6 protein-coding genes are annotated in these 6,000 nt (G+C 70.9%); 5 read left to right on the top strand and 1 reads right to left on the bottom strand.

Annotated elements, in window-relative coordinates; all coding sequences use genetic code 11:
• Position 1: 1 nt before the first annotated feature.
• The 5 genes from D473_RS28500 (at position 2) to D473_RS0104285 (ending at position 3,986) form a co-directional block, all read left to right on the top strand.
• Entirely contained in the window at positions 2-172 is a 171-nt protein-coding gene (locus D473_RS28500) for an ABC transporter ATP-binding protein (protein ID WP_394296757.1), read from the top strand.
• A gap of 242 nt (positions 173-414) precedes the next feature.
• On the top strand, positions 415-579 hold the full coding sequence (gene rpmG / locus D473_RS0104300; protein ID WP_017607860.1) for a 50S ribosomal protein L33: 165 nt from the start codon (positions 415-417) through the stop codon (positions 577-579).
• Positions 580-583: 4 nt separating this feature from the next.
• Entirely contained in the window at positions 584-832 is a 249-nt protein-coding gene (locus D473_RS0104295) for a type B 50S ribosomal protein L31 (RefSeq protein ID WP_017607859.1), read from the top strand.
• A gap of 168 nt (positions 833-1,000) precedes the next feature.
• On the top strand, positions 1,001-3,385 hold the full coding sequence (locus D473_RS0104290) for a lysylphosphatidylglycerol synthase domain-containing protein (protein WP_017607858.1): 2,385 nt from the start codon (positions 1,001-1,003) through the stop codon (positions 3,383-3,385).
• A 106-nt stretch (positions 3,386-3,491) separates the two neighbouring features.
• Positions 3,492-3,986 carry a glutathione peroxidase gene (locus D473_RS0104285; protein ID WP_026126594.1) on the top strand — a complete coding sequence of 165 codons (495 nt, stop codon included), beginning with the start codon at positions 3,492-3,494 and terminating at the stop codon, positions 3,984-3,986.
• A 49-nt stretch (positions 3,987-4,035) separates the two neighbouring features.
• Here the strand turns inward: D473_RS0104285 and D473_RS0104280 are convergent, their stop codons facing one another.
• Complete coding sequence (locus D473_RS0104280) at positions 4,036-5,832, bottom strand: acyl-CoA dehydrogenase (protein WP_017607856.1); 1,797 nt, start codon at positions 5,830-5,832, stop codon at positions 4,036-4,038.
• Positions 5,833-6,000 lie beyond the last annotated feature (168 nt).

Below are 6,000 nucleotides of genomic sequence, written 5' to 3'. Positions count from 1 at the left end.
GATGAGGAAGGGCGAGATCGTGGAGGCGGGCCACAGCGACGAGATCTACGAGAGTCCTCGGAGCGAGTACACGCGCTCGTTGCTGGCCGCGGCTCCGGTGCTGGACGCCGACGAGTCCCGCCGCCTGCGCGCCGAACGCAAGGAGAACCGCGCGGTCCAGGCCTCGGCCTGACCCACCGTGTACCCCGAGGGCGGGGCCGCCGATGTGCGGCCCCGCCCTTTGCCGTGCCCGGACCCCGGTGAGCCCGAGGGAGAGGTCCGCGTGCGTGTCGGCGGCCCGGCGCAGGATCGGCCGGTGATGCAATGGATACTCTGCGCAATCACCTGGTTTCGGACAGAGTTCACTGCCAAAACCAGGAATGAAAACGGTTATCATAACCTTCTAGTGACCGGGCACCGAGACCAGGAGGAAACATGGCACGCAACGAGACCCGTCCCCTCATCAAACTCAAGTCCACCGCCGGAACCGGACACACCTACGTCACGCGCAAGAGCCGGCGCAACACACCGGACCGCCTGCGCCTGAAGAAGTTCGACCCCGTCGTGCGACACCACGTCGAGTACCGAGAGGAGCGCTGAGCCCATGAGAAACGGGATCCATCCCGAGTACCGGCCCGTCGTCTTCCGCGACAAGGCCGGCGACTTCGCCGTCCTCACACGGTCCACCGCCACCAGCGACCACACCATGGAATGGAGCGACGGAAAGACCTACCCGGTCATCGACGTCGAGATCTCCAGCGCCAGCCACCCCTTCTACACGGGTGCCGCACGTGTGGTCGACACCGCCGGACGCGTGGAGCGCTTCAACCGCCGTTACCAGCGCAAGCGCTGACCACCCGCGCGGGGCGCGGCACCACCGCGCCCCATCGGAGCGCCCCGGACCACACCCCGCCCGCCGCCGGGCCCGGCCCGGCGGCGGTGTCACGTTCGGCGAACAGGTAGGACGAAACACCCCCGCCCTGTCAGCCCGAATCCCCGCCGGTCGGGCAGGCTGGGACACGTGACACCCCGAACCGACACCGACCCCTGGAGCCCGGCCCCCACGCCCGCCGCACGTGTACCGCGCAGACCCGTCGACCTCCTCGCGGGCACCGCCGGACTCCTGCTGCTGGCCGCCGTCCTCACCGCCGTGCATCTGGTCACCGACCCCGACCAGGTCGCCGACCCCGACGGCCTGCGCGCCCTGATCCCCTCCGGACTGCTCTTCCTGACCGCCCTGGGCGCCAACCTCCTCATCCTCCTGATCTTCTGCCTGACCGCCCTGCGCGCCCTCTTCCTGCGCCGCCTGCGCGACCTGGCCCGGTCCTCGGCCGCCGGGCTGGCCGCCTACGGGCTCGCCTCCCTGGTCAACGCCGCCCTGGCCGCCCTCGTCGGCCGCGGTGAACCCACCTTCCCCTGGGCGCCCGGTGAGATCTTCACCAGCGCCAGCCTCGGCTACGTCGCCGCCGCCATCGCCGTGGCCCGTACCCTGCCGCCCGGCCTGCCGCGCGTGCGATCCTGGCTCTGGGGCGCCACCGTCACCGCCACCGTCTGCGCCGTCCTGGCCGGGGTCACCAGCTTTCTGGCCCTGCTCGTGACCGTCCTGGTCGGCCTGGCCTGCGGGGCCCTGGCCCTGTACGCCGTCGGCACCAGCACTGCGCCCACCGACCTCGCCCGGGGCTCCCACGAGGAACTCGCCCGCTTCGGTATGCCCGCCGACCTCATCAGCCCTGCCGGGCACGACCACGACGGCAACCCCCGCTTCCTCGCCGACCTGACCGACGGCTCCCACGTGGAACTGTCCGTTCTCAGCTCCGAGAACACCTCCGGGTTCTGGCGGCGCCTGCGCGGCCTGCTCCTCCTGCGCGGCCCTGCCGCACCGCGCATGCTCTACGGGGTCCGCCGCCGCGCCGAACACGCCGCCCTCATGGGACAGAGCGTGCGCAGCACCGGGGCACACACCCCCAGAGTCCTGGCCGTGGGCGAGCTCTCCCCCGGTACCATCCTCCTCGTCCGCGACATCGTGGCGGGGCGCCCCTTCGACGCACTCACCCGCCAGGAGATCACCGACCCCCTCGCCGACCGCTGCTGGCACATGCTCGGGAACCTGCACCGCCACCGCATCGCCCACGGAGACCTGAGCGGACACACCCTCGGCCTCACCGACGACGGCGAGATCGTCCTGACCGGTGTGGACCGCGGGACCGTCGCCGCGCCCCAACTCCGCCTCACCCTCGACTCGGCCGCCCTGCTCACCCTGCTGGCCCTGCGCATCGGCGAACGCCGCGCCGCCGACTCCGCCGTACGCGCCCTCGGCGTCAACGGCACCGCTGCCCTGCTGCCCTTCCTCCAGCCCGCCGGCCTGCCCTACGCCCAGCGCGCCGACCTGCGTGCCGACCGCGGTCTGCTGGCCCGGCTGCGCGAATACATCGTCACCATGGCCCCCGAGGCGCCCGCCGCCCCCGCCCGCCTCGAGCGCATGCGCCTGCGCACCGTCATCAGCGTCGCCGTGGTCACCGTCGTCGGCCTCGTGCTGCTCAACCAACTCACCGGCGTCGACTTCGCCACCATCGCCGGCGCCGACCTGTCCTGGTCCGTGGCCGCCCTGGTCATGGCCACCGTGTGTATGGTCGCCGCCGCCATGGTCCTCATCGGTTTCGTGCCGCTGCGCCTGCCGTGGTGGCGCACGCTCCTGGTGCAGTACGCCGCCTCCTTCGTACGTATCGCCGCCCCGGCCGGGCTCGGCTCGATCGCGATCAACTCCCGTTTCGTCGTCAAGGCCGGGGCCTCCACCTCCCTGGCCCTGTCCGCGGTCGGTCTGAGCCAGGCCGTCGGGTTCCTCGTGCACGTACCGCTGCTGCTGGTGTGCGCGTACCTGACGGGGACCTCTTACTGGACCGGCTTCACCCCCTCACCGACCGTCGTCCTGGTGTGCCTGGCCGCCACCGCCGCCATCGGCGCTGTCCTGCTGCAGCCGCGCATGCGCCGGGCCGTGGGCGAGCGGGTGCGCCCCTACCTCAGCGGGATCCTGCCGAGGCTGCTGGACACCCTCCAGAGCCCAGGCGGCCTGGTCCTGGGGCTGGGCGGCACCTTGCTGCTGACCATCGGGTTCGTGCTGTGCCTGCACTTCTCCGTGCTCGCCTTCACCCACCCCGGCGAGGAGGTCAGCCTGGTCGCTGTCGCCGTGGTCTTCCTCGCCGGCAACGCCGTCGGATCGACCGCACCCACCCCAGGAGGGCTCGGCGCCGTCGAGGCCGCCCTCATCGGCGGGCTGACCGCCGTCGTCGGGGTCCCGGCCGCGGTCGCCCTGCCCGCGGTGCTGCTGTTTCGGCTACTCACCTTCTGGTTGCCCGTCCTGCCCGGCTGGGCCGCCTTCTCCTACCTGCAGCGCAAAGAAGCCATCTGAGCCGGGCCGGGGGAGTGGCGTGAAAATGCCTGACCCGCTTGTAGCCTCCCGGGCTCCCGGGGCGGCCGGTACGGTGGCCACCCGACCGACCGACCAGGAGGAGACCGTGCCGGCACTGGAGCGGATCCCCGTGACCCTCATCGACGGGCGCCAGACCACTTTCGGAGAGTGGGCCGACAAGGTCCGCCTCGTGGTCAACGTCGCCTCACGGTGCGGTTTCACCCAGCAGTACGAACAGCTCGAGGAGCTCCAACGGCGTTACGCCGAGCGTGGTTTCACCGTGGTGGGCTTTCCCAGCAACCAGTTCCTGCAGGAGTTCGGCGGGGACGGCAAGATCGCCGAGTACTGCTCGGCCACCTGGGGCGTGACCTTCCCGATGGCGAGCAAGGCCAAGGTCAACGGGCGCGGCCGCCACCCCCTGTTCGCCGAACTCACGCGGACGGCCGACGCCAAGGGCAAGGCCGGCAAAGTCAAGTGGAACTTCGAGAAGTTCCTCGTGCTGCCCGACGGCACCGTGCACCGGTTCCGTTCCACCACCCGCCCCGACGCCCCCGAGATCACCGGGCCCCTGGAGAAGGCCCTGACCGAACCGGCCGGCTGAGCCGGACGCGGCGGCCGCGCCCATGGGGAGCGGCCACCGGGGAGAGAGGTCACAGCAGGTCGGCCGGGGTGTCCAGCACCGTCGTCTCACACGCGGCCACCAGATCGAACCACGGACCGGTGCGGGGCAGCTCGTGCCGGAAGAAGTACCGGGCCGCTGCTCGCTTGCCGTCGTAGAAGGCGCCCCCGTGCCCGTGCGCGGCCACCGACTGCTCCAGCCACATCCACGCCAGCACCACGTGCCCCACCGCTTCCAGGTAGGGCGTGGCGTTGGCCAGAGCCACCTCCGGCCGGCCCTGGGACCAGGCGGACGCGGCCGTGTGCGCCGCGCGCTCCAGAGCCGCATCCAGCAGGTCCGCGTGTTCGGCCTCGTCCCCACCCAGGGCCCGGGCCCGCCGTACGCATCCGCGTGCCTGCTCCACCAGCAACGACAGGCGCTTTCCACCGTCCTGCACCGCCTTGCGGCCCAACAGGTCCAGCCCCTGGATCCCGTGTGTGCCCTCGTGGATCGCGTTGAGCCGGTTGTCGCGGTAGTGCTGCTCCACGTCGTACTCGCGTGTGTACCCGTACCCGCCGAGCACCTGGATCGCCAGGTCGTTGGCGACCACGCACCACTGCGAGGGCCAGCTCTTGACGATGGGCGTCAGCACGTCCAGGAGCAGCTCCGCGTGTTCGCGGGTCTCGGGGTCCTCGTGGCTGAGGGTGTCGTCGACCAGGCGCGCGCTGTAGAGCACCAGCGCCATCGCACCCTCGACGTAGCTCTTCTGGGCCAGCAGCATCCGGCGCACGTCCGTGTGCTCGATGACGGGCACCTGTGGCCGGCCGGGGTCCTTGGCGGTCAGCGGACGGCCCTGCACCCGTTCGCGGGCATAGGCCAGCGACTTCAGGTACCCGGTGTAGCCCACGGCGGCCGCTCCGGCGCCGACCCCGATCCTGGCGCCGTTCATCATGTGGAACATGTACTTCAGGCCCTGGTGGGCCTCACCGACCAGGTACCCGATCGCCCCGGGCCGGCCCTGGGGAGTGTGGCGGCCCTCCCCGAAGTTGAGCAGCGCGTTGACGGTGCCCCGGTAGCCCATCTTGTGGTTGAGCCCGGCCGGGACCACGTCGTTGCGCTCGCCGGGTGCGCCGTCGGAGCCGGGCAGGTACTTGGGCACGGCGAACAGCGAGATGCCCTTGACCCCGGGTGGGCCTCCGGGGAGCTTGGCCAGGACCAGGTGGAGGATGTTCTCGCTCAGTTCGTGGTCGCCGGCCGAGATCCACATCTTGTTGCCGAAGACCCGGAACGCACCGTCCTCGGCCGGTTCGGCGCGTGTGGTGATGTCGGCCAGCGAGCTGCCGGCCTGGGGCTCGGACAGGCACATCGTCCCGGTCCAGCGTCCCTCGACCATGGGGCGCACGAACATGTCGATCTGCTCCTGGTTTCCGTGTTCCAGGAGCAGGCGTGCGTTTCCGCTGGTGAGGAAGGGATAGGCCGAGGTGCCCAGGTTCGCGGCCTGGAACCAGGCGTTGCAGGCGCTGGAGACCACGTGCGGTACCTGCGCCCCGCCCACCGATTCGGGCATGCCCAGGGAACTCAGTCCGGTCTCGGCGTAGACCTTCATGGCCTCGCCGACCTCGGCGTTGACGTGCACCCGTTCGCCGTCGAAGTGCGGTTCGTCGGTGTCGTTGATCTTGTTGTGCGGTGCGAAGTGGTCGGTGGCCACACGTTCGGCCAGCTCCAACGCGCCGTCGAAGGTCTCGCGGGAGTGCTCGGCGTAGTGGGGGCGTTCGGTCAGCTGCTCGGCACCGAGCCATTCGTAGAGCAGGAAACGCAGGTCACGTGCGGACAACAGGGTGGACGCCACGGGGTTCCTCCATACCATCGTGAACCGACTGGTCGGTATGCTATCTGACCCCGTGGTGCGGGTCACCCCGGCACCTGCCCCTGGTGGGCCCCGTATGCTCGGGCACTGGCACCATCCGGCGCGCGAGCACCGGCGAGCCCGCCGGGTGCCACCGAAACATCCGCCCAC

Source organism: Nocardiopsis xinjiangensis YIM 90004, from assembly GCF_000341145.1.
GTDB lineage: Bacteria > Actinomycetota > Actinomycetes > Streptosporangiales > Streptosporangiaceae > Nocardiopsis > Nocardiopsis xinjiangensis.
This window is presented reverse-complemented; position numbering and strand designations above follow the sequence as displayed.